Source organism: Hydrogenophaga sp. RWCD_12 (genome assembly GCF_046604225.1).
In the GTDB taxonomy this organism is placed as follows: Bacteria; Pseudomonadota; Gammaproteobacteria; order Burkholderiales; family Burkholderiaceae_C; genus Hydrogenophaga.
The window spans coordinates 756,423-782,798 of the sequence record NZ_JBKIXC010000002.1 but is presented as its reverse complement, the minus strand read 5'-3'; the positions used below and the strand labels follow the sequence as shown (position 1 = coordinate 782,798).

Sequence of the window (26,376 nt, the reverse complement as noted above, 5' to 3'; positions counted from 1 at the left end):
CCTCAGTCGGGCAGGTGTTCCAGCAGCGCGCGAACCGGCGTCGGCAGGCCAAAGTCAGCCAGACGGTCGAACGCGACCCACTGCCCCTCCGCAGAGGCCTGCCAGGCCTTGCCGGGGGGCACATCCACCAGCAAAGGATGTAACCGCAGTTCACGGTGCGTCAGCGCATGCGCGACGGCCGGCAGTGCCTGCGCAGCCGCCGGCTGCACCCCGGCCGCAACGAAGGCAGCAGCCTCATCGGCCAGCACCGGCACACAGAACAACCCGGCCCAGATGCCCTTGGCCGGCCGACGCTCCAGCCAGACCTGTCCGGAACCACCGGCAAGGCGGCGACGCAGCACCAGGAGCCACCAGCTTTCGTGGCGGCGCGCGACCTTGCGGGTCTTGACCGGGTACCGCTCTGTCGTGCCCTGCAGCTTCGCGGCGCACAGGTCGCTCACCGGGCACTTCTCGCAGGCCGGTCGGGTCCGCGTGCAGACACCCGACCCCAGGTCCATCAGTCCCTGCGTGTACGCCACCATGTCTTCGGGCGAAGGCGATGTGGGCAACAGCGATTGCGCGAGGTCCCACATCTCGCGCTGCGGACCGGACGCCGACAGGTCGCCGTCAAAAGCCAGCAAACGGCTGAGGACCCGGCGCACATTGCCGTCGGCGATCGAGATCCGCTCCCCGTGGCAAAACGCGGCGATCGCCGCCGCGGTCGAAGCGCCGATCCCTGGCAACTGTTCCAGTTCGGCGGCCCGGGCGGGAAATTCCCCGCCGTGCGCATCCCCCACTTGCTGCGCACAGCGGTACAGGTTGCGCGCCCGGCTGTAGTAGCCCAGGCCACTCCACAACGCCATCACTTCGTCAGCAGACGCGGCGGCCAGGGAACGCACATCGGGAAATCGCTGCAGGAAGCGGTCGTAGTAGCCGATCACCGCCGCGACCTGGGTCTGCTGCAACATGATCTCGGACAGCCAGACACGGTAAGGATCGCGGGTTCCTTGCCAGGGCAGGCCGTGGCGACCGCTTTCAAGCTGCCAGCGGATCAGGGCCGGCGCGAAGCGCCGCAAATCCCGCGCCGCCGGATTCATGCCGCAACGGCTTCGGCGGCGTCCTCTTCGACCGGCGCCAGCAGCTGCTCGGTCAGCTCGGCGAGCTTGGCTTCCATCAGGTGCAGTTCGGTCTGCTGCGATTGCAGCTCGCGGATGCGCTCGTCCAGGCCGCTGGCGGCCTGCTGGATGCGCGACACGGCCTCGATACGGCGGCTGAAGTTGCGACGGCGCTCGCGCAGCTGCGCGTCCAGCTGTGCCGCCGCCGACTTGTTCCACAGCTCAATGGCATTCACCGCCGTGTCGTTGACCACACGCAGCCGGCTCATCAGCGCGCGAGCCAGGCGTTCACCAAACTCGGGCTGGGCCAGCCGCAGTGCATTGCCCAGGCTCAGATACTGCAGATGGCTTTTCTCGATCAGGTCGAGATCCTTGAGGTACTGCTGCAACTGGGGTGGCGTGGGAGGTTGCAGCGAGAAGCTGTACTCGGCGTTCAGGCTCTTGAAGCTGCCTTCGAGCATCGACTGGATCTCGCCAGCCAGTTGGTCCGCGCGCAGCAGGTCGGCCCGCAGTTGGTCAAAGGTTGTGCCGTAGGCCCGCCGAACACCAAGCTTGATGCCAGGCTGCTTGAGGGTGCGCGCCAGTTCGGTGACGCGGGTCTTGAGCTGCGAATGCCCCAACAGGGTGAACAAGTCCTTGAGCAAGCGCAGATGCACCGACCGCACGGCCTGGATCTTGGCGCCGCTGGCGTCGAACTCCGCCTGTTCCTGTTCGATGCGCAGGCGCATCTGCTTGATCACGCTGGTGTTCTTGCCGCGCAGACCTTCGAGTTCCTGGATCTGCTCCACCAGATCACGCGCACGGGTGTGCACCAGCTGGCCGGTTTCCTGGCGCAGCGCCTGCACGGCGCCAGCGACGGCACCTGCCAGGATCCTGCGGCGCTGGCCAAGCAGGTCGACGCCCAGCGCCACTTCCAGCTCCATCAGGTTGCTGGCCGCCAGCAGCTTTTCGTCCCGGCCGACCTTGGCCAGCAGCCCCTTCTGTGCCGACACCGGGATCACCTGCAGCGGCGACAGGCCCAGCACATCGGCCGAGTCGGTGCGCTGCGAGGCGATCTGCAGCTGCACCTGCTCGGGCGTGCTCAGCGCATCCCACATGGTGTCGATCTTGTTGAGCACCACCAGGCGGCTGGCCTGACCTTCGGGCAGCCCGGCAATGTGCTGGCGCCAGATCGCCAGGTCCGACTTGGTCACGCCGGTATCGGCCGCGAGGATGAATACGACAGCATGCGCCTGCGGCAGCAGGCTCACGGTCAGTTCCGGCTCGGCGCCGATCGCATTGAGACCAGGCGTGTCCAGGATCACCAGCCCCTGCTTGAGCAGCGGGTGCGCCATGTTGATCAGCGCGTGGCGCCACTTCGGCACTTCGATCAGGCCGTCCGGACCCACCAACGGGTTGTCGTCTGGCAACTCCTCGTTCCAGAAACCCAGCGAGGCCGCCTCGGAACGGCTCACGCGCCGCACCTCTGCCACCTTCTGGATGGCACGGGCCAGTTGCTGGGGATCGTTCACATCGAGATCGACACGTTCCCACTTGTCCGGCGCATTGCGCCAGTCCAGCAGCGACTTCGACTGCAGGCGCGTCTCGATCGGCAGCAGGCGAAGGCAGGGCGGGATGTCGGCTTCGTAGGCCAGCTCGGTCGGACACATCGTCGTGCGGCCAGCGCTGGCCGGCATGATCCGGCGGCCGTAACCGGCGAAGAACATGGCGTTGATCAGCTCGGACTTGCCGCGCGAGAACTCGGCCACGAAGGCCACCATGATCTTGTCGTTGCGGACCTGTGACTGCAACTGGTCCAGCCGCTCGCGCACTCCGGCTTCGAGCAGCTCATGGTCACGCAGCCATTCGGACATCAGCTTGAGCCGCAGCGCAAACTGTCTGCGCCAGGCGCCGTGGTCGTCGAGTTCCTGGTTGAAGCTCATGGTCCGCAAATGAGTGAATCCGGTCAATATAGCATCGCCCACCCCGCGGGCTCAGGCCTTCTGGCAGTGGGCGCAGAAATAGGTCGATCGTTGTCCCTGGCGCAACAGGCGGATCGGGGCACCGCAGCTCCGGCAGGGCTGCCCTTCCCGCCCGTACACCATGGCATCCATCTGGAAATACCCGCTCTGCCCATCGGCCGCCGAGAAGTCGCGCAGCGTGCTGCCGCCCATCGCCAGCGCCCTCTGAAGCACGGTGATCACCGCACCATGCAACCGCGCAGCCCGCGCCGCGCTCAGCCGGTCAGCGCGAACGGTTGGCCGGATACCGGCCAGGAACAGCGCCTCTGAAGCATAGATGTTGCCCACCCCCACCACCAGATCGCCGGACAGCAGGACCTGCTTGATGCTGGCGCGCCGCTGCCGCAGCCCTCGGTGAAAAGCCACTGGATCAAAGCCGGCCTCCAGCGGCTCGACACCAAGCCTCGACAGCAGCTTGTGGGCACGCGAGTCTTCAAGCGAATGAGCATGGACCACCGCGCCAAAGCGGCGTGGATCGTGCAAACGAAGCACACCCCGGCTGGTGCGCAAGTCGAAATGGTCGTGTACGCCGGGCGACGGCAGCGCCGGCGCGAACTGCAGACTGCCAGACATGCCCAAGTGCAGGAGCAACAAGCCCTGGTCCAGATTCAACAACAGGTACTTGCCACGCCGATCTACCGACAAGACCTCACGGCCGACCAGTTCTTCTGGTGCGCACCCCAGCGGCCAGCGCAGTGGCTTGCCCAGGGTGGCCGCCTCGATCCGCGCACCGGCAATGCGGTCAGCAAAGCTGCGGCGGGTGACTTCAACCTCGGGCAATTCGGGCATCGATGGATTTTCCTGACTTTCTCGGGAACGCCCGGGCGGAAGAACGACTCCCAACCTCGTTGGCACAGACCGTTCCATTATCATGACCCGATGAACACAATGCACGCCCATGGCCCCCATCAAGCACTGCGTCTGCCCGTGCGCAAGCTGCTGTCCGGCCTGCTGGGGCTGGGGCTCCTGATGTCCCTGGCGCCCGGCCGGGCCCAGGAAAAGCCGGCGACCGAGCCGCCGGTCGAGAACTCGAACCTGAGTGCGCCTTTGTTCTACCAGTTGCTGCTCGGCGAGCTGAACGTTTCCAGCGGCGAACCAGGCACCGGCTATTCCCTGATCCTTGACGCCGCCCGCAAGCAGAACGACCCCGCGCTGTTCCGCCGCGCGGTCGAAATTGCCCTTCAGGCACGTTCGGGCGACGCAGCCCTGACGGCTGCAAGGGCCTGGTCGCAGGCGATTGCCGTTTCGCCAGACGCCGACCGCTATGAACTGCAGATCCTGCTGGCGCTCAACCGCATCAGTGAAACCGCGCCCGTGTTGCGCCGCCTGGTCGAGCAGGCGCCCTTGCCCGCTCGCAACGAGGCCATCAACGCCATTCCGCAGATCTACGCCCGCGCACCCGACAAGGCTGCGGCCCTTCAGGTGGTGCGAGAGGCGCTCGCTCCCACCCTCAAGCAAGCCCAGCATGCCGCCGCCGCATGGACCACGATCGGTCTGATGGAAATGGCCGCCGATCAGAATGTCCAGGCCCTGACCTCGGCGCGCAACGGTCACGCGGCCGAGCCTGCTTCGCCGTTTCCCGCCCTGCTGGCGATCGAGCTGGTGGAAGAAGGACAGACCGCTGCCGAATCGATCGTCAAGAGCCAGCTCAAGGCGAGCCCACCGGCACCTGGCAGCACCAATCCGGTGGCCCTGGCCTATGCCCGCCTGTTGTTCGACCTGCAACGCCAGGCCGAGTCCCGGTCGCTTCTGGAGAACCTGACCCGCATTCAGCCGGATACACCTGAGCCCTGGTTGTTGCTGGCCACGCTGCAGGTGCAGGACAAGCGGCTGCCCGCCGCCACGCAATCGGTCCAGACCTACATGTCGCTGGCCCGCCAGGCGGGCGACGAACGCTCCGCGCGCGGCCTGACCCAGGGCTATTTGCTGATGGCGCAGATCGCCGAGCAGCAGAAGGACTACGCCGCCGCCAACGCCTGGCTCGACCGCATCGAGAACGCCGAAGACATCATGGCCGCGCAGATGCGCCGCGCGTCGTTGCTGGCCCACCAGGGACAGATGGCCAAGGCCAGGGCCCTGCTGCGCAACCACCCGGAGCGCCGTCCCGAAGATGCCCGGCTGAAATTCGTCGCCGAAGCCCAGCTGCTTCGCGAATTCAAGGAATGGCAGAAAGCCTATGACGTCTATGGCGAAGCGGTCGCGCGTTTCCCCAAGGACAGCGACCTGATTTACGACCAGGCGATGATGGCCGAGAAGATCAACCGCGTCGACGACATGGAACGGCTGTTCCGCCAGGTGATCGAGATCAAGCCCGACCACCACCACGCCTACAACGCGCTGGGCTATTCACTGGCCGACCGTGGCCTGCGGCTGCCCGAAGCCCGCAAGCTGATCGAGAAGGCCGTGGCCATGGCGCCGGACGATGCCTATATCCGCGACAGCCTGGGCTGGGTGCTGTTCAAGCAGGGCGAGATGCAGAAAGCCCGCGAAGTACTCAAGGACGCATTCGAGAAGCGACCTGATGCCGAAATTGCGGCCCACCTCGGCGAGGTGCTCTGGGCCAGCGGCGAGCGTGAGCAAGCGCTGAAAATCTGGCGCGAAGGCCTGCTGCTGGCCGCCGACAACGAGACCTTGCAAGGCACGCTGCAGCGCCTGCGCGTCAAACCATGAGCCTGCCGCGGACGCGGCGCGTCTGCTTGCGCGCCGCCGGGCTTACCTGCGTCGCCGCGATCCTGACGGCCTGTGCTGCGCCTACCCGGTCGATTTCAGGTGGCTCCAAACCTTCGTGGACCGGCCGCTTCGCCCTCACCATCCATAGCGAACCGGTAGAAAGCTGGTCGGCCGGGTTCGAACTGCAGGGCTCGGCCAGCGAGGGAGAGCTCCAGATCCACTCGCCACTGGGGCAGCGGCTGGCCAATCTGCATTGGTCCGCCCGGGGCGCCGAGTTGCAGCAGGGTGACCGCGTCACGCAGCGCCCCACGCTCGACGCCCTGTCGGCCGAACTGGCCGGTGGTGCGGTGCCTGTGGCAGCCCTGTTCGACTGGCTGCAGGGCCGGCAGGCGCCCGCCAGTGGCTGGGAAGCCGACCTGAGCCGCCAAGCCGAAGGACGCATCATCGCCCGACGGCTGCAGCCCCTGCCTACTGCCGAGTTGCGCCTGGTCTTCGAGCCATGAACCCTCCCGACATTTCCTCCAAGGTGCTGCTCAACGTCCCGGCGCCCGCCAAGCTCAATCTGTTTCTGCACATCGTAGGTCGGCGCGACGACGGCTACCACCTGCTGCAGTCGGTCTTCATGCTGATCGACTGGTGCGACACCCTGGATTTCGAGCGGCGCGACGGTGGCCATATCAGCCGGGAAGACGCGACAGCCGGACTGACACTGCCCGAAGTCGACCTGTGCGTGCGCGCCGCCCGTGCACTTCAGCAAGCCACCGGCTGCACCCTCGGCGCCCATATCCGGCTGAAAAAGAGCATTCCCGCTGAGGCCGGCATGGGCGGCGGCTCTTCCGACGCGGCGAGCTGCCTGCTAGCGCTCAACCGACTGTGGAACCTGGGCCTCAAGCGCCACGAACTCGCAGCCATCGGACTGAAGTTGGGGGCCGACGTACCTTTCTTCATCGGCGGCCACAACGCCTGGGTCGAAGGCGTCGGCGAACGGCTGACGCCAATTTCGCTCGCTCCGGCGCGATTCGTGGTCGTGAAACCCGACACGGGCGCCTCCACACAGGCCATTTTCAGCGCGCCACAACTGCAACGCGCCACAAAAACTGCTATACTCCAAGGCTTTGCTGCAAACACCACAGCAGATCAATGCAAAGGCAGTGTTCGCATTGCCTGCGATCTCCAGGAAATCCTGGATTTCGGTCACAACGATCTGCAACCGGTGGCACAGGTGCTGTGTCCCGACGTGGTGCGATGCCTGGAATGGCTTTCCTCCCGCGGCCTGCGTGGACGGATGACCGGTTCGGGGACCGCAGTGTTTGCGCAACTGCAGCAGGCAACGGACCTTCTCGGCGCTCCTCTGTGCTGGACGGTTCGTGAATGCAGCAACATGGATGCACATCCATTGCTGGGCTGGTGTTCCGATTAGAATCGGTGACCCACAGTCCGGGCAGCGGATGTGTGACCTGCGACATTTTTGGGTTGTCTGAGTGGTGGGCCGAAAGGCAAACTGCACAGGTGTCCTGAGTAGGGGAGTCGCCAAGTTGGTAAAGGCACTGGATTTTGATTCCAGCATGCGAGGGTTCGAGTCCTTCCTCCCCTGCCACCCGTTTTATTGAACCACCTCACACAGCGGCTCCGTCGCTGTCGGCCAGTGCACTGGCCGTTGAAGCCGCTGGGAACACCATGCAAGTTCAGCCCCCTGATTTCATGATCTTCACCGGCAACGCCAATCCGGTTCTCGCCGCCGAGATCGCTCAACACCTCAACACCCAGCTCGGGGCTGCCAATGTCGGCCGCTTCTCCGATGGCGAGGTGACGGTCGAGATCACCCAGAACGTGCGTGCACGCGACGTCTTCGTGGTCCAGTCCACCTGCGCACCGACCAATGAGAACCTGATGGAACTCATCATCATGGTCGACGCGCTCAAGCGGGCATCCGCCGCGCGCATTTCGGCCGTGATCCCCTATTTCGGTTATGCACGCCAAGACCGCCGTCCGCGTTCCAGCCGCGTGCCGATCTCGGCCAAGGTGGTGGCCAACATGCTGCAGACCGTGGGCGTGAACCGCGTGCTGACCATGGACCTGCACGCCGACCAGATCCAGGGCTTCTTCGACATTCCCGTCGACAACATCTACGCGTCTCCGGTGCTGCTGGGCGACCTGCGCACCAAGAACTACCCCGACCTGCTGGTCGTGTCGCCCGACGTGGGCGGCGTGGTGCGCGCCCGTGCGCTGGCCAAGCAGCTCAACTGCGACATGGCCATCATCGACAAGCGCCGTCCGAAGGCCAACGTGTCGGAAGTGATGCACGTGATCGGCGACATCGACGGCCGCAACTGCGTGATCATGGACGACATGATCGACACCGCAGGTACGCTGGTGAAGGCCGCCGAGGTGCTCAAGGAGCGCGGTGCCAAGCACGTCTACGCCTACTGCACGCACGCCATCTTCTCCGGTCCGGCCATCGACCGCATCGCCAAGGGCTCGGCCCTGGACGAAGTCGTCGTGACCAACACCATTCCCCTGTCGCAAGCCGCCCAGGCCTGCGCCAAGATCCGCCAGCTCTCCGTGGCTCCGCTGATGGCTGAAACCATCGCGCGCATTGCTTCGGGCGAGTCGGTCATGAGTTTGTTTGCCGATCAGGACAACCTGTTCTGAGGCAGCAAAAAGTGGGCTGCGCCATGTGGTGCGGCCTTTTTCAACCCGAGGCGTTCTGGTCGCGGAACCCCTCAACTGGAGTCAGTCATGCAATTTGTCGCTTTTGAGCGCGCCAAGCAGGGTACGGGTGCGAGCCGCCGTCTGCGCATCACCGGTCGCGCGCCCGGTATTGTTTTCGGTGGTGACACCACGCCCGAGACGATCGAAGTCGATCACAACGCGCTGTGGCACGCCCTGAAGAAGGAAGCCTTCCACGCTTCCATCCTCGACATGGAACTCGCTGGCAAGGTCCAGAAGGTCCTGCTGCGCGATGTGCAGTACCACCCCTACAAGCCGCAAGTCCTGCACGTGGACTTCCAGCGCGTCGACGAAAAGACCCGCCTGCACAAGAAGGTGCCTCTGCACTTCGTGGGCGAAGAAAACTCGCCGGCCGTCAAGAACGACAAGTGCCTGGTCAATCACATCGTGACCGAGATCGAGATCGAGTGCCTGGCCATGCAGCTGCCGGAGTTCATTGAAGTGAACCTCAGCGCTGTCGAAAAGGGCGCCACCCTCCACACCGGCGACATCCAGCTGCCCGCCGGCGTGAAGATCGTGACCCATGGTCGCAAGGACATCACCATCGCCACCATCGTCGAACCGGTGGAAGAAGTGGTGGCCGCTCCCGTCGCCGCCGCTGTGGACGACAAGAAGAAGGGCAAGGGCAAGAAGTAATTCTTGGCTCTTCTCCCAAAGGCCCGCCCCGTGCGGGCCTTTGTGTTTTCTGCCCCCCGATAATCCGTCGCCATGATCAAACTCATCGCCGGCCTGGGCAATCCCGGCCCTGAATACGAACAGACCCGCCACAACGCCGGCTTCTGGTTTGTGGACGAGGCTGCGCGTCTGCTCAAGACTCCGCTGCAGATGGAGCGCGGCCACTTCGGGCTGGTGGCACGGGCCAATGTGGGTGGCCAAAGTGTCTGGCTGGTCGAACCGCAGACCTACATGAACCTCTCGGGCAAATCGGTCGCCTCGCTGGCGCGCTTCTTCAAGATCGCGCCCGAAGAAGTGCTGGTGGTGCACGACGAGCTCGACCTGCCACCCGGTGAAGCCAAGCTCAAGAAGGGTGGCGGCCACGCGGGCCACAACGGACTGCGCGACATCCACGCTCAGCTGGGCAACCCCGAATACTGGCGGCTGCGCATCGGCATCGGCCATCCGGGCAACAAAAACGAAGTGGCGAACTGGGTGCTCAAAAAGCCCTCCCCCGACGACCGCATCGCGATCGCTCAGGCTCTGGACCGTTCACTCAAGGCGCTGCCGCACCTGATTGCCGGCGAGATGGACAAGGCGACCGCCCTGATCCATACCAGCAAGCCACCACGTCCGAAGCCTCCCCGGCCTGCGAAACCGGACTCGCCCGCTCAGCCTGCCGAAGGCGGCAGGACCACCGACGGGCCTGGCGAAGCCAGCGACTGACCGGCCGCCTGCAGGCGCTGGTACTTCTGCCAGAGCGTCTCGTGGTTCTCGACGTGGGCAGGATCGACCGGGATGCACTCGACCGGGCACACCTGCACGCACTGCGGCTCGTCGAAGTGCCCTACGCATTCGGTGCACCGGTTCGGGTCGATCTGGTAGTAGTCCTCGCCCATCGAGATCGCCTGATTCGGGCACTCGGGCTCGCAGACGTCGCAGTTGATGCACTCGGCAGTGATCGTCAGTGCCATGTTGTCACCCTCATGCCTGCAGCGGCCGCGGCTTCAGGCGTTCTGCCACCACCGGGCTGACCATCTGCGACACGTCGCCGCCGAGCGTGGAGATCTCGCGCACCAACGTGCTGGAGATGCACTGCAGCTCGGCCTGCGGCAACAGGAACACCGTCTCGACGGTGGGCCGCAGCTTGCGGTTCATCGCCGCCATCTGGGCTTCGTAGTCGAAGTCCGTCATGTTGCGGATGCCGCGCACCACGGCACAGGCACCCTGCCCGCGGCAGAAATCCATGATCAGGCCCTCGAACGGCAGCACGCGCACCGGCAAGCCGGCCAGTGCCTCGGCGGCCATCTCCATGCGTTCATTCAACGTGAAGCGTGTCTTCTTGTGGTGGGCCACCGCCACGGCCAGGATCAGCTCGTCGAACAGACCGGCGGCACGGCGCACCACGTCCTCATGGCCCAGAGTGAGAGGGTCGAAGGTACCGCTGTAGACGGCAATGCGGCGATCAGGCTTGGCTTGGGCAGGCATGGCCCGGATTATCGACCAAGGGCCGCCGAAGCCGCCTTCGCGAGGGCCTTGTCACTGCGGTGCGAGGGGCCGCAGCAGGTGGAAATGCACCATGCCGGCCTTGCCATGGCGGTGGGCCTGCAGGCCGATCTGCGCCAATTCGTCGTCGGTCCAGGCGCGAGGAGCTTCCAGATAGATCAGTCCCTGTTCGCCGACGGCCTGCCGGGCCGCTTGCAACGCAGCGCCGAACAGCGGTTCGTTGCCGTCTTCGCCGAACGGCGGATCAAGGAACACGAGATCCAGCGAACGCCCGGCACGCTGCCGCAACGCAGCCACCCCCTCGCCACGCTCCACGCGCACGCCTTCGGCCTTGAGCCGCTGCGCGGTCGCCTGCAAGCTCTTGCACAGCACCGGATCCTGCTCCACCAGCACTACTTCGACCGCGCCGCGAGAGGCTGCTTCCAGACCGAGCGCGCCTGTGCCAGCGAAGGCATCGACGCAACGCCAGCCGCTCAGGTCCTGCCCGAGCCAGTTGAACAGCGTCTCGCGCACGCGCGACGGTGTCGGCCGCAGGCCAGGCCGGTCGGCCACGGGCAGCTTGCTGCGTTTCCACTGTCCGCCAATGATGCGAACTTCGTGGGCAGCATGCGCTGCGGGTCGTGGAACGGGTTTGGTCATGGGCCGAGCTTAACCAGTCAGGGCTTTGAGCCCACGACCACGGTCACCATGCGCTCAGGCTGCAAGACCCGTGCGAAGGCGCGCCGGACGTCGGCCGTGCTCACCGCCTGCACCTTGCCGGTCCAGGTTTCCAGGTAGTCCAGCGGCAAGCCGTTCCAGGCGATGTTGGCCACGTTGTCCAGCAGCTTGCGGTTGCTGTCGAAGCGCAGCGCGAAACCATTGATCAGGAAGTCCTTGGCCGCCTTCAGTTCGGCCTCGGTCGGTCCTTCGGCGACAAAGCGGCGCACCACGTCCTGGGCCACCGACACGGCCTGCGCCGCCTGGTCCGGGCGGGTGGTCAGCCCGAGCTGGAACGCTCCCGCATGCAGGCCGGGTGCGAAGTAGCTGTAGGCGCTGTAGCTCAGGCCGCGCTTCTCGCGCACCTCGGTGGTCAGGCGCGAGACGAAGCCGCCACCGCCCAGGATGTAGTTGCCCACGAACAGCGGAAAGAAGTCGGGGTCGTTGCGGCGGTGGCCGGGCTGGCCGATCAGCACCTGCGCTTGCGCCGCGTCGAACGGCAACCTCATATCGACGGCCTTCGCCAGCGGCGCGATGTCGGGCACCGCGGCCAGCGGCTCGCAGCCATTGGGCGCCAGCGCCGCCATGAAGCGGTCCACGATGCGCTCGGCGGTCGCCCGGTCGATGGCACCCACCAGGCTGACCTGCGCGCGGCAGGCGGCCATGTGTCGCTGGTAGAACGCGCGCATGTCGTCAACCGTGATCGCATTCAGCGTGGCCGCAGTGGTTTCGCGGCCATAAGGGTGGTCACCGTAGACCGCCTGCGAAAACGCACGGCCGGCCAGCGTACCTGGCCGGGTCTCGGCCTCCTTGAGCGAAGCCAGCCAGCGCAGGCGGTCGCGCTGCCAGACCGACGCGGTCCAGTCGGGCGAGAGCAGTTGCCGCGCGGCCAGCGCCACGGACTTTTCCAGAAGCTCGGGCTCGGTCAGCGTCCGCAGCGAAACGCTGAAGCGGTCGCTGCTGGCGCTGGTGCCCATCTGGGCCCCGAGGTCGACCCAGGCGCCGCTCAGCGCGTTTTCGTCCAGCGCTGGCTGACCGTCGCGGGCAGCCACACCGGCCGACAGCATTGAGGCGGTGGTGCTGGCCAGTCCGGCCTTGTCGGCCGGATCGCGGCGGGTGCCGCCGTCCAGGTCGATCTGGACGTCCAGCATCGGGATGGTCGGGCTCTGCACCAGGTAGACCCGCGCGCCGCTGGCGTGGGTCCAGTGCTGGATCGGGATCGCTGCCTGGGCCAGCATCGGGCCCAGGGCAAGGCCCAGGGCGCCCAGCGTCTGCCGGGAGCAGCGCAGCAGAGACAAAACAATGGTGTTTGGCATGGTGTGGCGAAACCGGTTCAGTGGCGGCCCAGGGCGGGACGGGGGCCGGCGGGGGCTGCCGGCAAGCGCTTGCTGGGGTCGGGCACCAGCACACCCACGTTCATCCGTTCCTGCGGGAACAGCCGTTGCGCCACCGAGCGCACCTCGTCGGCGCTGACGCTGCGCAATACGGCCATCAGCAGCTCGGCGCTGTCGACGCCCAGACCGTTGACCCAGTAGGTGCCCAGTTCCTGCGCCTGGTTGTAGACCGAATCAAGCTTGTAGATCTCACCGGCCGCCCACTGGGTCTTGACCCGCTGCAACTCGGCGGGGCTCACGCCCTGCGCGGCCACCCGCGCCAGTTCGCCCAGCAGGGCCTTCTCCACCACCGCGGTCTCGACCCCGGCGGCTGGCACCGCCGACAGCGTGAACTGCGCCGGACCACGACCCAGCGGACCGAAACCGGCACCAGCGCTGTCGGCCACCCGGGCGCCGGCCAGGCCCTGCACCAGGGCGCGGTCCAGGCGCGCGCCGCCGTAACCGTCGAGCACGGCCGACAGCACCATCAGCGCCAGCGCATCGCGGGTCTCCGTGTCCTTCGCCGCCGGGTCCGTCAACCGCGGCATCGGCCAGGCCATCGTCACCGACGCCTGCTCGGTCGCGGCGCGGTATTCCATGCGGCGCTGCCCTTCCTGCGCCGGTTCGGTGGTGGTCTTGCGCACGGGCACCGGGCGGGCCGGGATCTTTCCGTAGACCGACTCGGCCAGCGCACGCACCTTCTCCACCTCGACGTCACCGGCGATCACGACGGCCGCATTGGCGGGCACGTACCAGCGGCGGTGAAAGTCGCGCACATCCTGCGGGGTCATGGCGTCCAGATCGCTCATCCAGCCGATCACCGGCCGGCGGTAGGGGTGCGCCTGGAACGCCATGGCGGAGAAGGCTTCGTAGAGTCGTGCACGGGGTGACTCGTCGGTGCGCTGGCGCCGCTCTTCCTTGACCACTTCAATCTCGCGCTTGAATTCTTCGTCTTTCCACTGGTTGTTCTGGAACCGGTCAGCCTCCAGCCGCATCACCGCTTCGAGGTTGCTGGTCGGAACCTGCTGGTAGAACGCCGTGGAATCGCGCCCGGTGAAGGCGTTTTCCCGCCCGCCCAGGGCCGCGACACGGCGCGAGAACTCGCCCGGCGGCACCGAAGGGGTGCCGCGGAACATCATGTGTTCCAGCACATGCGCCACGCCCGAGGTACCGTCGACCTCGTCCATGGCGCCGACCCGCACCCAGAGCATGTGCACCACGGTCGGCGCCCGCCGGTCGGGCTGCACGATCAGGGTCATGCCGTTGGAGAGGGTGAAGCTGCGGGCTGTCTCGGCGGCGCCGGCCAGCGTGCTGACAAAAGCAGCCGCCAGCAGCAGAACGCCGCCAGTGGCGCGCCCCGGAAGGGCCTGCATCAGGGTGGTGAAAGTTCGTTTCATAGAATCCAGTGGATTCCAGAGATTGAAACATGTTCTCGTTCTTCCGAAAAAAATCTCCCGCCCCCGAACCGGTACAGGCACCGACGCCCGCCCCTGCCCCGGTGGCCGCGCCCGCTCCGGTGGCTGCGGCGGTGGTTCCCCCGCCTGCTGCGGCGCCCGCTGCACCGGCGCCGGCACCCGAGCGCAAGGGCTGGCTGGACAAGCTCAAGGCCGGCCTGCGCAAGACCGGGTCGAGCATCGCCACGGTCTTCACCGGCACCCAGATCGACGACGCGCTCTATGAAGAGCTGGAAACCGCGCTGCTGATGGCCGACACCGGTGTCAAGGCGACCGAACACCTGCTGGCCGACCTGAAGAAGCGGGTCAAGGACAGCAAGACCACCGACCCCGCCGCCGTCAAGGGCCTGCTGGCCGAGGCGATCGCCGACCTGCTGGCCCCGCTGCAGAAGCGGCTGGTGATCGGCGAACACAAGCCCACCGTGATCATGGTCGCCGGCGTCAACGGCGCGGGCAAGACCACGTCCATCGGCAAGCTCACGCGCCACCTCGCCAACGAAGGTGCGAGCGTGCTGCTGGCCGCCGCCGACACCTTCCGCGCTGCGGCGCGCGAGCAGCTGGCGGTCTGGGCCGACCGCAACACGGTGGAAATCATCACGCAGGAAGGCGGCGACCCGGCTGCCGTGAGCTTTGACGCGGTGTCCGCCGGCAAGGCACGCGGCCGCGACGTGGTGCTGGTCGACACGGCCGGCCGCCTGCCGACGCAACTGCACCTGATGGAAGAGCTGCGCAAGATCAAGCGCGTGGTGCAGAAGGCCGACGCCACGGCGCCGCACGAAGTCCTGCTCGTCATCGACGGCAACACCGGGCAGAACGCGCTGATGCAGGTCAAGGCCTTCGACGACGCGCTGGCGCTGACCGGCCTGGTGATCACCAAGCTCGACGGCACCGCCAAGGGCGGCGTGATCTGCGCGATCGCGCGCGAACGGCTGGTGCCGATCTACTTCATCGGTGTGGGCGAAAAGCTCGAAGACCTCGAAACCTTCGACGCGATAGAGTTCGCCCAGGCGCTGCTGAACTAGACGTCTTCGCTGTAGTTGCGCCACTGCTTCATGGCGTTGCGCATGGTCAGCACCTGGCGCTCGAAGTTCGGGCAGGCCTTGCACATGGCCAGGTGCAGGCGCAGTCCGATGCGGTCGCCCAGCGGCAGCGCCCGGTCCTCGCGGGCAACGATGAGCGCTGCAGCTTCCTTGCAGGTGCGGCGAAACGGGTAGATGGGCTTCATGCGGCGTGGCTCCGGGCGAACCAGTTCAGTTCCAGGCATTCGCGCAGGCGCAAACGGGCCCGGTGAAGCTGGACGTAGAGGTTGGTCGGGGTCAGGTCCAGCTCCTTACAGATTTCTTCGCTGGAGAGTTCCAGCCACTCGCGCATCAGGAACAGGCGTCCCTGCGCCGGCGGCAGCTTTTCGGTGCACGCATCAAGGACCGCCATGAACTGACGCTGGCGCAAGTCCTGCTCGGGATTGCCCCAGTCGGAGGGCATCTGCGCGAAGTGGCCATCGGCGGCAAACGGCATGTGGTCCATCGGCTCGGCGTCGTCATCCTCCGATCCGCCGGATGCCGACACCTCGCGGTGGTGCAGGCGCAGCGCATCGACGATCTTGTGTTTGAGGATGCCCGTCAGCCAGGTGCGCAGCTGAGAACGCCCTTCGAACGCCTGGGGCCTGGCCAGCGCGGCGAGCACGGTATCGGAGACGACGTCCTCGGCCCAGGTGTCGTTGCGCAGCTGCAGGCGGGCAAAACGCAACAGGTAGGAGTGGCACTGGGCCACCTGGGTTGGAAAGTCGGGCATGGGTACGTCCGGGTGCGGGAAGACGCGGTGAGTGTAAGGACCGGCGCGCGGGATCGACTGACCGCCACACCGGAGAAACCCTATGACCCACTCCACTTACCGCCGACAGCTGCTCCTCACCTCGGTCCTCCTGCCTGCCATGCTGGTGCCAGCAGCCGCCAGGTCACAGGCGCCCGGCAACGCCGATCTTCCGCGGCTCGAAGGCACCGATGCGCAGGACCGACCGGTTCGCCTGTCGAACCTGCGAGGTCGCGTGGTGCTGGTGTTCTACTGGCACACCGGCTGTGCGGTGTGCCGCGACAAGATGCACGAGCTGCGCGCCAACCTGGTGGGCTGGCAAGGTCAGGCCTTCTCGCTGCTCGGCGTGAACTCGGATGTACGGAAGCAGGACTGGCTGGACTACGAACGCCTGGTGGCCAGCGCGGTCCCGCCGGCGCAGCGCTTCTCATCCATCTGGCGTGGCGATGCGTCAACGGTCGACACCATGGAACCGCCCACGCAATGGCCATCGGCCTGCCTCATCGACAAGGGCGGGCGCCTCGTCGCACGGTACCGCGGTCGCATCCCCGCCCAGGCGTGGGACGACATCGCCGGACTGCTCTGAAAGATTTTCTGGCAAGTCTGTAAGAACTCCGCTCGCCACCAGACAGACACTCAACCGCACGGTGATGGATGTCGGATCCGGCGGTTGTCACTTTCAACCACCCACAGGAGCTACCACCATGAACCAACGCACCATGATCGCCGCCGCCGCCACCTCCCTGATGTCCCTCGCCCTGCTGTCGTCGCCCTCGATGGCCCAGAACGCCGCCAAGGAAAAGTGTTTCGGCATCGCCAAGGCTGGCCAGAACGACTGCGCCAACCTCTCGGGCTCGCATTCCTGCGCCGGCCAGTCCAAGGTCGACATGGGCAAGGACGAATGGAAGTACGTGCCCGCCGGTTCCTGCAAGACCATGGGCGGCATGTCGATGGACGACGCCAAGATGGGCATGAAGAAGTCCTGATCGGCCACGGCCCCCCCTTGTGAGCGCCACGCCGATGCACACCCCCGCACACCGCCAGCCGGCCGCCGTGCCCGTGGGCATCGGGTGGCGCCACCCTCACTACGCCGACCTGATGGAGCAGTCGCCTGCACTGGACTTCATCGAGGTGCACTCCGAGAATTTCTTCGCTTCGGGCGGTGCGGCACTGGCCGTGCTGCGCGAAGGACGCGAACGCTATCGGGTCAGCCTGCACGGCGTCGGCCTGTCGCTGGGATCGGCGACAGGGATCGACGAAGATCACCTCGCGCAGCTCGCGCGACTGGTCGAGACCATCGACCCGGTGCGCGTGAGCGACCACGCCAGCTTCGCCCGGGGACCGGCGGGCAACGGCGCCGTGCTGCACGCAGCCGACCTGCTGCCGGTGCCAAACACGCACGAAGCGCTGGTCGTGATGTGTGCCAACGTGCAGCGGGTGCAGGAGCGGCTGCAGCGGCCCATCGCTGTGGAGAACCTCTCGGCCTACCTGCGCTGGCGCGAAGCCGACATGGACGAACCGGCCTTCCTGAACGCCCTGGCTCAGCAGACCGGCTGCAGCCTGCTGGTCGACGTCAACAACATCTATGTGAATACCCGCAACGCCGCACTGCGCGGGGACACCAGCCATCCGATGGCCGACGCCAGGGACTGGCTGGACGCCATCGATCCCGCATCGGTCGCGGAGATGCATCTCGCCGGCCACGCGGACATGGGCGACATCGTGATCGACGACCACGGCAGTCGCGTGTGCCCCGAGGTTTGGTCGCTGTACGCGCATGCGGTGCGCCGTTTCGGCGCGGTGCCGACGTTGATCGAATGGGACACCGATGTGCCGCCACTTTCCGTGCTGTTGGACGAAGCGCAGCGCGCCCGCGAGATCGGTACCGGGGCTCTGGACAGCCAGCCCAGGGCGGTTCCCGCATGAACCCGCCCACCACCCTGGCCTCTGCACAGCGGGCCCTGCTCGACACCCTGTTCGCGCTCCCCGCTTCACCGCTGGCGCACGAAGCCCCAGTGCGCCTGTCGTCGCTGATCGACGACCGGCACGCCCAGTCGGCGCGCGGTCTTCTCGCCTACCGCGCCAACGGTCACGCGCTGGCCGAACGCGCGCTGCTGGCGGCCTACCCGGTCGTGTGCGCCGTGCTCGGGGACGAGAGTTTTTCCATGCTGGCGCGCGCACTCTGGCACCGGCACCCGCCGCAGCGCGGCGACATTGCGCTCTGGGGCGATGACCTGCCCGCCTTCGTGCAGGACGACCCCCAGCTCGCCGGCCTGCCATGGCTTGCGGACGTCGCGCGCGTCGAGTGGGCCTTGCACCGCGCGGCCACGGCCGACGATGCCTGGGCCGACCCCGCGAGCTTTGCCCTGCTGCAGCAACCCGATCCCGCCGGCCTGACGCTGCAACTGGCGCCCGGGGTGTGCGTGGTGCAAAGCCACTGGCCGGTGGCCAGCATCGTGAATGCACACATCGACGGCGCGCCCACGCTGGACGAAGCCTGGCGCCGCTGCCGGGAACCCGAGGGCGAGATCGCCCTGGTCTGGCGCGCCGGCCTGCGGCCCCGCGTCGCCGCCATCGCCCCCCCGGCCGGCACCCTGTTGCGCCTGCTTGTGGCGGGCGCCGACCTGCCGCACGCGCTCGACGGCGCCTGCGAGGTCGCCGACGGGCTGGGAGCACCCTTTGACTTCAGCGCCTGGCTGGGCGCTGCCGTGACCGACGGCGTGGTGCTCGGCGCCGCGCACCTTCCCATGCCAACCCGACAGGAGACCGGAGAAACACCATGACCACCGCGCCCGACATTCGCACGACCGCACCGGCCGCGCGCACCGCCGCGCTGCTGCGCGCCGCACAACAGCTGCTGCAGACCACCACCGACCTCGCGGCGCTGGCGGCCCGCGCCTATGTGGCGCAGGTGTTCTTCCTCTCGGGCCTGACCAAGATCCGCGACTGGGACACCACCCTGCTGCTGTTCAATGACGAGTACCGGGTGCCATTGCTGCCGCCGGAGCTGGCGGCCGTGATGGGCACCGGCGGCGAGTTGGTCCTGCCCGTGCTGCTGCTTCTGGGACTGGGCGGGCGGTTCGCGGCGCTGGGCCTGAGCGTGGTCAACGTGGTCGCAGCCGTCAGCCTGCCCGACATCGCCCCCGCGGCCCTGCAGCAACACATCACCTGGGGCGTGCTGCTGGCGGCGCTCGCGCTGCACGGCGTGGGCCGCTGGTCGCTGGACCATCTGGTGTTCAGGCCCATTCTGGCGCGGCGGCTGGGTCTCGGTCCCACGCGCTAAGCTCGGGTTCGCCTGAACCGATTCCGGGAGAACCGTTTGAAACTTTCCGCCCCTGCCCTGCGCCGCCGCAGCCTGTTGCAAGCCGCCGGCGCACTGGGAGCCAGCGGCCTCGCGCCGGCTTTCGCCCAGACCGCCACCAGGCCCGCCACCGGCTGGGTCGACGTCGAGAAGGCCGCGCGCGGCCAGACCGTGTACTTCAACGCCTGGGCGGGCAGTGACCGCATCAATGCCTACATCCAGTGGGCTGCGGCCGAACTCAAGGCTGCGCACGGCGTCACGCTGGAACACGTCAAGATCAGCGACGCGGCCGATGTGGTCAAGCGCGTGCGCGCCGAGAAGGCTGCGGGCCGCCAGGCCGGCGAAGGCACGGTCGACCTGATCTGGATCAACGGCGAGAACTTCGCGGCCATGAAGCGCGAAGCCCTGCTGCTGGCGCCCTGGGCCGAGACGCTGCCCAACTTCCGCTACGTAGACACCACCGGCAAGCCGACCACGCGCAACGACTTCTCGGTGCCGACCGACGGCCTCGAATCGCCCTGGGGCATGGCGCAGTTCACGCTGTTCGCCGACAGCAAGCGCCTGCCGCAACCGCCGCAGAGCATGGCCGAACTGCTGGCGCTGGCACGCCGCCAGCCCGGGCGCATCAGCTACCCGCGCCCGCCCGACTTCACCGGCACCACCTTTGTCAAACAGGCACTGATCGAGCACGTGACCGATGTGTCGTTGCTGTCCCGGCCGCCGGTGGCCGCCGACATCGAGCGCGTGACTGCGCCGCTGTGGCAGTTCCTCGACGCGCTGCACCCGCAGCTCTGGCGCGGCGGCAAGCAGTTTCCGCAGAACCCGGCCGCGATCCGCCAGATGATGAGCGACGGCGAGCTGCTGCTGGGGCTTACCTTCAACCCCAACGAACCGGCCAACGAGATCGCGGCCAAACGCCTGGCCGCCAGCGTGACTGCCTGGCAGTTCGCCAAAGGCACGATCGGCAACACCCACTTCGTCGCGATCCCTTACAACGCCAAGGCCGCTGCGGGCGCACAGGTGGTGGCCAATTTCCTGCTGTCGGCCCGGGCGCAGGCGCGCAAGGCCGACATCGCGCAGTGGGGCGACCCGACCGTGCTCGACATTGCGAAGCTGCCCGCCGCCGAGCGCGCACTGTTCCCTTCGCAACCGCTGCCCGGTCAGGTGGCAGTGACCGCGCCGACGCTGCCCGAACCGCACGCGGCCTGGGTCGATCCGGTCGAGAAGGAATGGCTGCGAAGGTATTCATGACCTCCCCCGCGCCGGTGGGTCAATCCGGGACGCCATGACCCGCCTGCCCGTGGTGATGGCCCTGGTCCTGCTGCTGCTCGCGGGCCTGCCGCTGCTGGCTGTGGCCGGCTGGTCGCTGGGCAGTCTGATGGACGCCTCGGCCTGGGTCGCGCTGGGGGAAGACCCGCAGTGGCTTCGAGCACTGGGTTTGAGCCTCTGGACCGGACTGGCCTCGACCGCGCTGGCCTGGTGGGGCACGGCGCACCTGCTGGCGCATGGCTTCGTGCAGCGGTCGCTCGACCGCTGGCTGCGCCGCCTGCCGTGGATGCTGGCGACACCTCATGCGGCGTTTGCCATTGGGCTCGTGTTTCTGCTCTCGCCCAGCGGCTGGCTGCTGCGGGCGTTCTCTCCCTGGCTCACCGGATTCACCCTGCCGCCGCCCTGGCCGACGACGCAGGATCCGTGGGGCCTCGGGCTGATCCTCGCACTGGTCACCAAGGAAATCCCCTTCCTGCTCTGGGCCGCCGCGACGCAACTGCAGCGCGACGACCTGCGCCGCCGCTGGCGCTCCGAACACGCGCTCGCGCAAACGCTGGGCTATGCGCCCCTGCACGCCTGGTGGCGCGTGGTCTGGCCGCAACTGGCACCGCGCCTGCGCTGGCCGCTGCTGGCGGTACTGGCCTACGGGTTGACCGTGGTCGACATGGCGCTGGTGATCGGCCCGGCTTCACCGCCGACGCTGGCGGTGCTGGCCTGGCAATGGCTGCAGGATGCGGACCTCGCCGTCAACGCCCGCGGCGCGGCGGCTGGCGGGGTGCTGGCACTGACGGTGCTGGTCGCAGCGCTCGCCGTGCGGCAAATGCCCCGGCGGGTTCGCACAGACGGCATGCGTGGTGCGACGCCCGATGGAAACACCATCAGGCGCACGCCAGCGTGGTCGCTGCTGACCGGCCTGTACCTCGCGGTGCTGGCAGCACTCGCCGTGGGCAGTGTGGCTGGTGTCTGGGCCTTCCCGGCGCTCTGGCCCGAGGCGCTGACCAGCGAGGCCTGGCTCAGCGTCTGGCACAGCCGAGGCACCGTCGGCGTCACGGCGTGGCTGGCGCTGGCGAGCAGCCTGCTCGCGCTGCTCTGGAGCGTGGCCTGGCTGGAGCTGGCGCCGCGCCGCTGGGACCAGGCCCTGCGCCCGCTGCTCTATCTGCCGCTGGTGCTGCCCGGCGTGCTCTGGGTCGTGGGTCTGTACCGGGGTGCGCTGTGGGCGCACACGGAAGGACAGTGGAGCGGCCTGCTGTTGGCGCACACGGTGATGGTGCTGCCCTACGCCCTGCTCACGCTCTCGCCCGCCTACCTCGGCGTCGACCCGCGGCTGGCCGCCGTGAGCGCGAGCCTCGGCCACGGCCGCTGGCGCTACCTCGTGGCGGTCAAGTGGCCGCTGCTGCGCCGTGCCCTGGCCGCCACGGCCGCCGTCGGGTTCGCGGTCAGCGTGGCGCAATACCTGCCCACGCTCTATGTCGGCGCCGGGCGTTTTTCCACGGTGACCACCGAGGCCGTGACCCTGGCGGCGGGTGCGCAGCGCTCGCTCACCAGCGCCTACGCAGCCCTGCAGTTCGGACTGCCCGTGCTGGCGTTTGCGCTCGCGGCGTGGGTCGGGCGACCGCGCCGCTTTACAGTCGACCACCCATGACGCTCTCGGTCCACCTCCACCGCCTCGGCAGCCCTGGTCGCTGCCTGCTGCAGGACATGCGCCTGCAGGTCGGGCCGGGCGAGATCCTCACGCTCATGGGCCCGAGCGGCTGCGGGAAAAGTTCGCTGCTCGCCGCCATCGCCGGCACGCTGGACCAGGTGGCCGAAGGCACGGCGCCGCTGCGTTTCGAAGGCTCGGTGACGTTGGGCGGTGAAGACCTCGGCCAGCGCCCGACCGCGCGGCGCGGCATTGGCCTGCTGTTCCAGGACCCACTGCTGTTCGTCCACATGACGGTGGCCGAGAACCTCCTGTTCGCCGTTCCGCCCGGACCGCAGCCGCAACGGCAGCAGCTGGTGCAGCAGGCGCTCGACGAAGCAGGACTGTCCGGCTTCGGCGACCGAGACCCGGCCACGCTCTCGGGCGGCCAGCGTGCGCGCATCGCGCTGATGCGCGCCCTGCTCGCCCAGCCCCGCGCCCTGCTGCTCGATGAACCCTTCTCTCGGCTGGACGCTGCGCTGCGCGAGCAGTTCCGCGCCTTTGTGTTCGGCCAGATCCGGGCGCGCCAGATTCCCGCCATCCTGGTCACGCACGACCGGGCCGACATCGCCGACGCTGCACGCGTCCTGGAGCTGGACCATGCTGGATAGGGCGGTGCAGGCGGCGCTGCGGCCGGCGCTGGCCCACGTGGCGGGCTTGCTGGTGCGCATGGGCATCGGCGCCGATGCCGTCAGCCTCGCAGGCTTTGCGACCGGCATGGCGGCGGCAGTGGCGATCGCCCTGCAGCGGCCGATGGTCGGCCTGGCGCTGCTGCTGCTCTCGCGCCTGCTCGACGGGCTGGACGGAGCGGTGGCACGCGCCACGCAGCCGACCGACCGGGGCGGGTTTCTGGACATCACGCTGGATTTCCTGTTCTACGCCGCGATCCCGCTGGCCTTCGCCATCGCCGACCCGCTGCACAACGCCTTGCCGGCTGCCGTGCTGCTGGCCAGCTTCGTCGGCACCGGCAGCAGCTTCCTGGCGTTCGCGGTGCTGGCCGAAAAGCGCGGCCTGACCGACACCACCCTGCCGGGCAAGAGCTTCTACTTTCTCGGTGGACTGACCGAGGCGACCGAGACCATCGCGGCCTTCGCCGCCATGTGCCTGTGGCCCGCGTGGTTCCCGCCGCTGGCCTATGGATTTGCGGCCCTGTGTGCAGTCACCACCGCCTTGCGCATCGGCTGGGGCTGGCAGCGGCTGCGCTAGATCAAAGCCCGTCCCGGAGCGCCGGTTTCCCGCACTGTTGGCATTAAACTCCCCCGAGACAGCGGCACCGGTCCACACTGGCCCGGGCCCATCGCGGGTTGGGCAACACCATGCCCGGTGCGGGCGCTGCGCAAAAACACCAGGCTGGAGGTCGGGACATGAAGGGTGTGATGGGCTTTCTGGAGAAGGCTGGACTGGTCCGCATGGACGGCCCGCCGCAAGACGTTGCGCCGACACCGATCCCTGAGCCGGCGAACGAAATCCCAACCGTCCCGCCGGTGATTGAAACTCCCGGCAGCGTGGCGGCACCACTGAAGCTCGACGAGATCTACGCCAAGGCGGGTGTTCCTGCCTCGCAATACCCGGCCGAGCGCCTGCTGCGCCTGATTGAAGGGCTGAGCGCGATGGACGCCAGCACGCGACTGATGGCCATCAAGGCGATGGACGCTGCGGACGAGTCCTGGACCATCGACGATCCGCTGGCCGACGCGCGCACCAAGGCGGAGGCGCTGGCGATGCATGCCGAGCTGCTCCAGTTGAACCTGCAGGCGCTGGAGCGCGACACGCAGGCCCGCATCGAGGCCGTCACCGCCCGCCGCGAAAAAGTGGTGGGCGACATCCGCCAGCAGATGTCCGAACTCGAAGGCCTGATGTCCCGCGAGATGGCGCGGGCCGCGCAGGACATCGCCGGCCAGGAAGCCCAGCTCCAGGCCGCCCGCGAACACACCGCCGGGCAACTGACCAGCCTGACGCAGCTGGGCCAGCAGCTGCAGAACCTGTCGGCGCAGTTCGGTGCGCCCGTTGCCGCGACCAAGGAATGATCCGATGGCCAGTTTGACCCCTCTTTCCAAAGGCCTGATTGGTCTGGCCGTGATCGGCGCCATGGCCTCGGCGGTGTGGAACCTCGCGCTCAAGGAACGCTTTGCATCCCCGGGCCCGGCCTCCACGACCACCACGACCCCGGCCGTTGCACCCGCCAGCAACGACACGCCGGCAGCCATCGTCACGCCGTCCCCGGCGACCCAGCCCGCCAGCCCCGTGGCTCCAGCCGCATCCAGCAGCGCCGACGGACTCTCCGTGGCCGAACATGCCGAAAAGGGCCGCAAGCTGATGGAAGCCAGCGATTTCGCCCAGGCCCGCGGCCACCTGGAACAGGCTGTCAAGGGCGGCGACGCCGGTGCGGCCTGCCTGCTGGGCGAGATGACCCTCAAGGGCCAGGGCGGCATCACCGCCGACCAGGACGCGGCGGCCAAGCTGTTCCAGCTGGCGCAGTCCCGCAACACCATCTGTTTCGCCGCCGGCCAGTGACGACCGGCAACGCCCGCACACAAGGAACTCCATGAAGATTCGCCACATCGCCCTGGCCGCCACCCTGATCAGCGGCCTCTGGATGCACGGTGCCACCCAGGCCCAGGGGTTTGTTTTCGGCACGGCCGACCCCAAGGCAGCCCCGGCAGCGCCAGCGGCCTCCGCAGGTGCCCGCAACGCCAAGGTCGAGGCCGCCCAGCGACTGCTGGCCCGCTTGGGCCTGCTGCGCGAAACTCCCTCGGGCACCCTGACGCCGGCCACGCTGGACGCCATGCGAGCCTTCGCCGCCCGCACCGGCACCGCGCCCGCCACCGACGTCAACGACGCATTGCTCAACGCCATCCGCCGCCACATCTGGACCAGCCAGAACTGGTCCAGCGGCAACTACAAGGGCAAGGAGAAGATCGTGGACGCGCAAGGACTGCGCGAGGCGCAGATCCTGCTGGGCAAGCTGGGCTTCAATGCCGGCCCGCTGGACGGCACCTTCGGCCCGCAGACCCAGGTCGCGACCGAAGCCTTCCAGGAATCGCAGGGCGCGAGCGTCGATGGCCTGATCACGTCGACTGTGCTGATGAACCTGCGCCGCGCGGTGAACGGGGCGGGCGCGGGCGCCAAGGAAACGGTGCGGGTACTCAACTGGCCCGACTACATCGAGCCCAGCGTGCTGCAGGATTTCGAGAAGGAATTCAACATCCGCGTGGTCTACGACATCTTCGCGGACAACGACGACCTGCAGGCCCGCCTGGGTGCGTCCGGCACGCCCTACGACGTGGTCTTCCCGACGGCCAACGCCGTGCCCGGCATGGCCGCCAAGGGCCTGCTGGGCAAGCTGGACAAGGCCAGTCTCAAGAACCTCAGCAACATCGACCCTCGCGTGGACGCCACCCTGCGCGCCTGGGACAAGGACGGCGCCTACAGCCTGCCCTACATGTGGTACACGGTCGGCATTGCCTGGAACCCCAAGCTGACCGCCAAGGCATTTCCTGGTCACACGATGGACGCACTGGCCACCGTGTTCGACCCGGCCATCGCCAAGCGCTTCCAGTCGTGCGGCATCGGCGTGGTCGATTCGGCTTCCGACGTGATTCCCCTCGCAGCCATGGCCGGCGGACAGCCCAAGTGGGCTGGACGCACTTCCATCGCCGCGGCCGAGAAAGTGATGGAGCGCCTTGTCGGCACGGTCAAGGTCATTCCCACCGACCAGTTCATCGACGCGCTGGCCAACGGCAAGATCTGTGTGGCCATCGGCTTCTCGGGCGACGCAGTGCAGGCCCAGACCAAGTCGCGCGGCGCGGTCGAATACCGCGTGCCGGCCGATGGTGGTCTGCTGGCCATCGACGCCATGGCCATGCCGGCCAATGCGAAGAACAAGCGCGGTGCGCACCAGTTCATCGACTACCTGATGCGGCCCCAGGTGATCGCCAAGATCTCCAACACCGTGGGTTATGCCAACGCCAACCTCAAGGCCGGCGAGTTCATGAGCGCGAGCGTGAAGAGCAACCCGGCCGTGGTGCCGAGCACGACCGCGCTGAGCCGGTCGTCGCCGATCCCTGTGCTGTCCGAACAGGACGAGCAGGAAATCAACCGCATCTGGTCGCGCTTCGCCAAGTGACCCCGGCCCTCCAGCC

At 67.5% G+C, this 26,376-nt stretch carries 29 protein-coding genes and 1 tRNA gene; 20 read left to right on the top strand and 10 right to left on the bottom strand.

Annotated features, from left to right (window positions below; genetic code table 11):
• Positions 1–2: 2 nt before the first annotated feature.
• From mutY to mutM, 3 genes are read right to left on the bottom strand one after another with little or no spacing between them, the layout of a single operon-like run.
• Complete coding sequence (mutY, locus tag ACLIJ1_RS10885) at positions 3–1,076, bottom strand: A/G-specific adenine glycosylase (protein WP_411365529.1); 1,074 nt, start codon at positions 1,074–1,076, stop codon at positions 3–5.
• A complete protein-coding gene (locus tag ACLIJ1_RS10880) occupies positions 1,073–3,016 on the bottom strand; it encodes a dynamin family protein (protein WP_411365528.1) in 1,944 nt (647 codons plus the stop codon). Before ACLIJ1_RS10880 ends, mutY begins: the two co-directional genes overlap by 4 nt.
• 51 nt (positions 3,017–3,067) lie before the next feature.
• On the bottom strand, positions 3,068–3,883 hold the full coding sequence (mutM, locus tag ACLIJ1_RS10875) for a bifunctional DNA-formamidopyrimidine glycosylase/DNA-(apurinic or apyrimidinic site) lyase (RefSeq protein ID WP_411365750.1): 816 nt from the start codon (positions 3,881–3,883) through the stop codon (positions 3,068–3,070).
• A 90-nt stretch (positions 3,884–3,973) separates the two neighbouring features.
• Here mutM and ACLIJ1_RS10870 point away from each other — a divergent pair, with 90 nt between their 5' ends.
• The 7 genes from ACLIJ1_RS10870 (at position 3,974) to pth (ending at position 9,874) form a co-directional block, all read left to right on the top strand.
• Entirely contained in the window at positions 3,974–5,764 is a 1,791-nt protein-coding gene (locus ACLIJ1_RS10870; protein WP_411365527.1) for a tetratricopeptide repeat protein, read from the top strand.
• The gene (locus ACLIJ1_RS10865) at positions 5,761–6,267 is read left to right on the top strand and encodes a lipoprotein insertase outer membrane protein LolB (RefSeq protein ID WP_411365526.1); all 507 of its coding nucleotides are present in this window, start codon (positions 5,761–5,763) and stop codon (positions 6,265–6,267) included. The genes ACLIJ1_RS10870 and ACLIJ1_RS10865 overlap by 4 nt, the downstream gene beginning before the upstream one ends.
• Complete coding sequence (gene ispE, locus ACLIJ1_RS10860; protein ID WP_411365525.1) at positions 6,264–7,184, top strand: 4-(cytidine 5'-diphospho)-2-C-methyl-D-erythritol kinase; 921 nt, start codon at positions 6,264–6,266, stop codon at positions 7,182–7,184. Before ACLIJ1_RS10865 ends, ispE begins: the two co-directional genes overlap by 4 nt.
• A 100-nt stretch (positions 7,185–7,284) precedes the next feature.
• A tRNA-Gln gene (locus tag ACLIJ1_RS10855) sits at positions 7,285–7,361 on the top strand.
• A gap of 80 nt (positions 7,362–7,441) precedes the next feature.
• A complete protein-coding gene (locus ACLIJ1_RS10850; RefSeq protein WP_411365524.1) occupies positions 7,442–8,416 on the top strand; it encodes a ribose-phosphate pyrophosphokinase in 975 nt (324 codons plus the stop codon).
• Positions 8,417–8,503: 87 nt separating this feature from the next.
• A complete protein-coding gene (locus ACLIJ1_RS10845; protein WP_411365523.1) occupies positions 8,504–9,130 on the top strand; it encodes a 50S ribosomal protein L25/general stress protein Ctc in 627 nt (208 codons plus the stop codon).
• 72 nt (positions 9,131–9,202) lie between these two features.
• Positions 9,203–9,874, top strand: coding sequence for an aminoacyl-tRNA hydrolase (pth, locus tag ACLIJ1_RS10840; RefSeq protein WP_411365522.1), 672 nt, complete (start codon positions 9,203–9,205; stop codon positions 9,872–9,874).
• On the opposite strand, the gene ACLIJ1_RS10835 is transcribed toward pth, so the two are convergent.
• Genes ACLIJ1_RS10835 through ACLIJ1_RS10815 form a run of 5 tightly spaced genes read right to left on the bottom strand, consistent with a single transcriptional unit; the run spans position 9,820 to position 14,120 of the window.
• A complete protein-coding gene (locus ACLIJ1_RS10835; protein ID WP_411365521.1) occupies positions 9,820–10,122 on the bottom strand; it encodes a YfhL family 4Fe-4S dicluster ferredoxin in 303 nt (100 codons plus the stop codon). The genes pth and ACLIJ1_RS10835 overlap by 55 nt on opposite strands.
• A 10-nt stretch (positions 10,123–10,132) precedes the next feature.
• Positions 10,133–10,636 (bottom strand): pantetheine-phosphate adenylyltransferase, encoded by a 504-nt coding sequence (gene coaD / locus ACLIJ1_RS10830; protein ID WP_411365520.1) that lies wholly within the window; start codon positions 10,634–10,636, stop codon positions 10,133–10,135.
• A 51-nt stretch (positions 10,637–10,687) separates the two neighbouring features.
• Complete coding sequence (rsmD, locus tag ACLIJ1_RS10825) at positions 10,688–11,293, bottom strand: 16S rRNA (guanine(966)-N(2))-methyltransferase RsmD (RefSeq protein WP_411365519.1); 606 nt, start codon at positions 11,291–11,293, stop codon at positions 10,688–10,690.
• A gap of 17 nt (positions 11,294–11,310) precedes the next feature.
• The gene (locus ACLIJ1_RS10820) at positions 11,311–12,666 is read right to left on the bottom strand and encodes a M16 family metallopeptidase (protein ID WP_411365518.1); all 1,356 of its coding nucleotides are present in this window, start codon (positions 12,664–12,666) and stop codon (positions 11,311–11,313) included.
• Positions 12,667–12,683: 17 nt separating this feature from the next.
• A complete protein-coding gene (locus ACLIJ1_RS10815) occupies positions 12,684–14,120 on the bottom strand; it encodes a M16 family metallopeptidase (protein ID WP_411365517.1) in 1,437 nt (478 codons plus the stop codon).
• Positions 14,121–14,149: 29 nt separating this feature from the next.
• On the opposite strand from ACLIJ1_RS10815, the gene ftsY reads away from it, so the two are divergent.
• Positions 14,150–15,199, top strand: a complete 1,050-nt coding sequence (gene ftsY / locus ACLIJ1_RS10810; protein ID WP_411365516.1) for a signal recognition particle-docking protein FtsY — start codon at positions 14,150–14,152, stop codon at positions 15,197–15,199.
• On the opposite strand, the gene ACLIJ1_RS10805 is transcribed toward ftsY, so the two are convergent.
• Entirely contained in the window at positions 15,196–15,402 is a 207-nt protein-coding gene (locus ACLIJ1_RS10805; RefSeq protein ID WP_411365515.1) for a zf-HC2 domain-containing protein, read from the bottom strand. The genes ftsY and ACLIJ1_RS10805 overlap by 4 nt on opposite strands.
• Positions 15,399–15,968: a sigma-70 family RNA polymerase sigma factor gene (locus ACLIJ1_RS10800; RefSeq protein WP_411365514.1), complete on the bottom strand. Its 570-nt coding sequence runs from the start codon at positions 15,966–15,968 to the stop codon at positions 15,399–15,401. The genes ACLIJ1_RS10805 and ACLIJ1_RS10800 overlap by 4 nt, the downstream gene beginning before the upstream one ends.
• A gap of 82 nt (positions 15,969–16,050) precedes the next feature.
• Between ACLIJ1_RS10800 and ACLIJ1_RS10795 the strand changes: the two genes are divergently transcribed.
• The 12 genes from ACLIJ1_RS10795 to ACLIJ1_RS10740 all read left to right on the top strand — a co-directional run bounded on the left by ACLIJ1_RS10795 (position 16,051) and on the right by ACLIJ1_RS10740 (position 26,360).
• Positions 16,051–16,572 carry a TlpA family protein disulfide reductase gene (locus ACLIJ1_RS10795; protein ID WP_411365513.1) on the top strand — a complete coding sequence of 174 codons (522 nt, stop codon included), beginning with the start codon at positions 16,051–16,053 and terminating at the stop codon, positions 16,570–16,572.
• A gap of 118 nt (positions 16,573–16,690) precedes the next feature.
• Positions 16,691–16,972 (top strand): DUF2282 domain-containing protein, encoded by a 282-nt coding sequence (locus tag ACLIJ1_RS10790; protein WP_411365512.1) that lies wholly within the window; start codon positions 16,691–16,693, stop codon positions 16,970–16,972.
• A 34-nt stretch (positions 16,973–17,006) separates the two neighbouring features.
• Positions 17,007–17,912, top strand: a complete 906-nt coding sequence (locus tag ACLIJ1_RS10785; protein WP_411365511.1) for a DUF692 domain-containing protein — start codon at positions 17,007–17,009, stop codon at positions 17,910–17,912.
• Positions 17,909–18,769: a putative DNA-binding domain-containing protein gene (locus ACLIJ1_RS10780; protein WP_411365510.1), complete on the top strand. Its 861-nt coding sequence runs from the start codon at positions 17,909–17,911 to the stop codon at positions 18,767–18,769. Before ACLIJ1_RS10785 ends, ACLIJ1_RS10780 begins: the two co-directional genes overlap by 4 nt.
• Positions 18,766–19,269, top strand: a complete 504-nt coding sequence (locus ACLIJ1_RS10775; protein WP_411365509.1) for a DoxX family protein — start codon at positions 18,766–18,768, stop codon at positions 19,267–19,269. Before ACLIJ1_RS10780 ends, ACLIJ1_RS10775 begins: the two co-directional genes overlap by 4 nt.
• Before the next feature lie 36 nt (positions 19,270–19,305).
• Complete coding sequence (locus tag ACLIJ1_RS10770) at positions 19,306–20,538, top strand: ABC transporter substrate-binding protein (RefSeq protein WP_411365508.1); 1,233 nt, start codon at positions 19,306–19,308, stop codon at positions 20,536–20,538.
• A 34-nt stretch (positions 20,539–20,572) separates the two neighbouring features.
• Positions 20,573–22,198: an ABC transporter permease gene (locus tag ACLIJ1_RS10765; protein ID WP_411365507.1), complete on the top strand. Its 1,626-nt coding sequence runs from the start codon at positions 20,573–20,575 to the stop codon at positions 22,196–22,198.
• Complete coding sequence (locus tag ACLIJ1_RS10760; protein ID WP_411365506.1) at positions 22,195–22,845, top strand: ATP-binding cassette domain-containing protein; 651 nt, start codon at positions 22,195–22,197, stop codon at positions 22,843–22,845. The genes ACLIJ1_RS10765 and ACLIJ1_RS10760 overlap by 4 nt, the downstream gene beginning before the upstream one ends.
• A complete protein-coding gene (locus ACLIJ1_RS10755) occupies positions 22,835–23,440 on the top strand; it encodes a CDP-alcohol phosphatidyltransferase family protein (RefSeq protein ID WP_411365505.1) in 606 nt (201 codons plus the stop codon). The genes ACLIJ1_RS10760 and ACLIJ1_RS10755 overlap by 11 nt, the downstream gene beginning before the upstream one ends.
• Before the next feature lie 158 nt (positions 23,441–23,598).
• Entirely contained in the window at positions 23,599–24,261 is a 663-nt protein-coding gene (locus tag ACLIJ1_RS10750; protein ID WP_411365504.1) for a methyl-accepting chemotaxis protein, read from the top strand.
• Between the two features lie 4 nt (positions 24,262–24,265).
• Positions 24,266–24,748 carry a hypothetical protein gene (locus ACLIJ1_RS10745; RefSeq protein WP_411365503.1) on the top strand — a complete coding sequence of 161 codons (483 nt, stop codon included), beginning with the start codon at positions 24,266–24,268 and terminating at the stop codon, positions 24,746–24,748.
• Positions 24,749–24,779: 31 nt separating this feature from the next.
• A complete protein-coding gene (locus tag ACLIJ1_RS10740; protein ID WP_411365502.1) occupies positions 24,780–26,360 on the top strand; it encodes an extracellular solute-binding protein in 1,581 nt (526 codons plus the stop codon).
• The last annotated feature ends 16 nt before the right edge of the window (positions 26,361–26,376 follow it).

What these genes read in the sequence shown, in the direction of transcription:
- ACLIJ1_RS10775 (WP_411365509.1), top strand. Translation starts at nt 18,766, where the DNA reads ATGACCACCGCGCCCGACATTCGCACGACCGCACCGGCCGCGCGCACC.
- ACLIJ1_RS10845 (WP_411365523.1), top strand. Translation starts at nt 8,504, where the DNA reads ATGCAATTTGTCGCTTTTGAGCGCGCCAAGCAGGGTACGGGTGCGAGC.
- mutY (WP_411365529.1), bottom strand. Translation starts at nt 1,076, where the DNA reads ATGAATCCGGCGGCGCGGGATTTGCGGCGCTTCGCGCCGGCCCTGATC.
- ACLIJ1_RS10800 (WP_411365514.1), bottom strand. Translation starts at nt 15,968, where the DNA reads ATGCCCGACTTTCCAACCCAGGTGGCCCAGTGCCACTCCTACCTGTTG.
- ACLIJ1_RS10835 (WP_411365521.1), bottom strand. Translation starts at nt 10,122, where the DNA reads ATGGCACTGACGATCACTGCCGAGTGCATCAACTGCGACGTCTGCGAG.
- ACLIJ1_RS10740 (WP_411365502.1), top strand. Translation starts at nt 24,780, where the DNA reads ATGAAGATTCGCCACATCGCCCTGGCCGCCACCCTGATCAGCGGCCTC.
- ACLIJ1_RS10820 (WP_411365518.1), bottom strand. Translation starts at nt 12,666, where the DNA reads ATGCCAAACACCATTGTTTTGTCTCTGCTGCGCTGCTCCCGGCAGACG.
- ACLIJ1_RS10755 (WP_411365505.1), top strand. Translation starts at nt 22,835, where the DNA reads ATGCTGGATAGGGCGGTGCAGGCGGCGCTGCGGCCGGCGCTGGCCCAC.
- ACLIJ1_RS10795 (WP_411365513.1), top strand. Translation starts at nt 16,051, where the DNA reads ATGACCCACTCCACTTACCGCCGACAGCTGCTCCTCACCTCGGTCCTC.
- ACLIJ1_RS10750 (WP_411365504.1), top strand. Translation starts at nt 23,599, where the DNA reads ATGAAGGGTGTGATGGGCTTTCTGGAGAAGGCTGGACTGGTCCGCATG.
- ftsY (WP_411365516.1), top strand. Translation starts at nt 14,150, where the DNA reads ATGTTCTCGTTCTTCCGAAAAAAATCTCCCGCCCCCGAACCGGTACAG.
- ACLIJ1_RS10805 (WP_411365515.1), bottom strand. Translation starts at nt 15,402, where the DNA reads ATGAAGCCCATCTACCCGTTTCGCCGCACCTGCAAGGAAGCTGCAGCG.
- ACLIJ1_RS10790 (WP_411365512.1), top strand. Translation starts at nt 16,691, where the DNA reads ATGAACCAACGCACCATGATCGCCGCCGCCGCCACCTCCCTGATGTCC.
- ACLIJ1_RS10870 (WP_411365527.1), top strand. Translation starts at nt 3,974, where the DNA reads ATGAACACAATGCACGCCCATGGCCCCCATCAAGCACTGCGTCTGCCC.
- ACLIJ1_RS10850 (WP_411365524.1), top strand. Translation starts at nt 7,442, where the DNA reads ATGCAAGTTCAGCCCCCTGATTTCATGATCTTCACCGGCAACGCCAAT.
- ACLIJ1_RS10785 (WP_411365511.1), top strand. Translation starts at nt 17,007, where the DNA reads ATGCACACCCCCGCACACCGCCAGCCGGCCGCCGTGCCCGTGGGCATC.
- rsmD (WP_411365519.1), bottom strand. Translation starts at nt 11,293, where the DNA reads ATGACCAAACCCGTTCCACGACCCGCAGCGCATGCTGCCCACGAAGTT.
- ACLIJ1_RS10815 (WP_411365517.1), bottom strand. Translation starts at nt 14,120, where the DNA reads ATGAAACGAACTTTCACCACCCTGATGCAGGCCCTTCCGGGGCGCGCC.
- ACLIJ1_RS10880 (WP_411365528.1), bottom strand. Translation starts at nt 3,016, where the DNA reads ATGAGCTTCAACCAGGAACTCGACGACCACGGCGCCTGGCGCAGACAG.
- ACLIJ1_RS10865 (WP_411365526.1), top strand. Translation starts at nt 5,761, where the DNA reads ATGAGCCTGCCGCGGACGCGGCGCGTCTGCTTGCGCGCCGCCGGGCTT.
- ACLIJ1_RS10745 (WP_411365503.1), top strand. Translation starts at nt 24,266, where the DNA reads ATGGCCAGTTTGACCCCTCTTTCCAAAGGCCTGATTGGTCTGGCCGTG.
- ACLIJ1_RS10765 (WP_411365507.1), top strand. Translation starts at nt 20,573, where the DNA reads ATGACCCGCCTGCCCGTGGTGATGGCCCTGGTCCTGCTGCTGCTCGCG.
- ACLIJ1_RS10780 (WP_411365510.1), top strand. Translation starts at nt 17,909, where the DNA reads ATGAACCCGCCCACCACCCTGGCCTCTGCACAGCGGGCCCTGCTCGAC.
- mutM (WP_411365750.1), bottom strand. Translation starts at nt 3,883, where the DNA reads ATGCCCGAATTGCCCGAGGTTGAAGTCACCCGCCGCAGCTTTGCTGAC.
- ispE (WP_411365525.1), top strand. Translation starts at nt 6,264, where the DNA reads ATGAACCCTCCCGACATTTCCTCCAAGGTGCTGCTCAACGTCCCGGCG.
- ACLIJ1_RS10760 (WP_411365506.1), top strand. Translation starts at nt 22,195, where the DNA reads ATGACGCTCTCGGTCCACCTCCACCGCCTCGGCAGCCCTGGTCGCTGC.
- pth (WP_411365522.1), top strand. Translation starts at nt 9,203, where the DNA reads ATGATCAAACTCATCGCCGGCCTGGGCAATCCCGGCCCTGAATACGAA.
- coaD (WP_411365520.1), bottom strand. Translation starts at nt 10,636, where the DNA reads ATGCCTGCCCAAGCCAAGCCTGATCGCCGCATTGCCGTCTACAGCGGT.